Origin of the sequence: Collinsella sp. CLA-JM-H32B, assembly GCF_040098065.1 — a bacterium.
Classification (GTDB): Bacteria; Actinomycetota; Coriobacteriia; order Coriobacteriales; family Coriobacteriaceae; genus Collinsella.
Window position 1 is genome coordinate 1 of record NZ_JBBNNA010000039.1, and the last position, 773, is coordinate 773.

Here is a 773-nt window from a genome sequence, read left to right on the forward strand (position 1 = left end):
TTCTGGGCCATGACGTCGATAGCGGCGGCCTGGGTGCGCTGGGAGATGCCGACGGCGAGGGTCTTCTCGTTGATGTTCAGCACGTCGCCGCCCTCGGTGTGGAACTGGCAGTCGCGGCGGAAGTACAGGGAGACGTCCTTGTAGTCGGGGTGGTACTTGAAGACGTACTTGCCGTACAGGGTCTCGCGGTTGCGGGTGACCGAGTACATGCGGTTGAGGTTGACGCCCTCGCCGACGACCGCGAACGGGTCGCGGGTGAAGTAGAGGTTGGGCATCGGGTCGATGATCAGGTCGGACTCGGACTCGGAGTTGACCAGGGAGTCGAGGGTCGTGGACGCCGTGAGGGGCATGTCGATCTCGGCCTTGGTCATGCCGGCCATGGTCTTCTTGACGAACTCGAGGTTGTCCTCGATGGAGTCCAGCTTCTCGCGGACGATCTGCGGCATGTGCTGGCCGCGGATGCCGGCCTCGGCGATGTACTGGTCGGTGAACTCGGCGCGGGCGCCGGGGACCTGGTCGAACACCTCGGCGACGAGGTTCTCGAGGTAGAGGACCTCCACGCCCTGGTCCCTCAGGATCTGGGCGAAGGTGTCGTGCTCCTGCTGTGCGACCTCCAGGAACGGGACGTCGTCGAACAGGAGTCGCTCGAGCTCGTCGGGCGGCAGGTTGAGGAGCTCGTCGCCGGGACGGTGCAGGCAGACCTTCCTGAGCTTGCCGATCTCGGAAGGCACGTGCAGACCTTTCGTCATGGCCTCCTACCTTTCTTTCGGGCC

The 773-nt window shown here is 64.6% G+C and carries 1 protein-coding gene; it reads right to left on the minus strand.

Going from position 1 to position 773, the window contains the following annotated elements; genetic code table 11:
* Window positions 1-749 (minus strand): arginine deiminase family protein (locus tag AAA138_RS09850; protein ID WP_349090674.1); only part of this gene is annotated, 749 nt, incomplete at its 3' end.
* Window positions 750-773 lie beyond the last annotated feature (24 nt).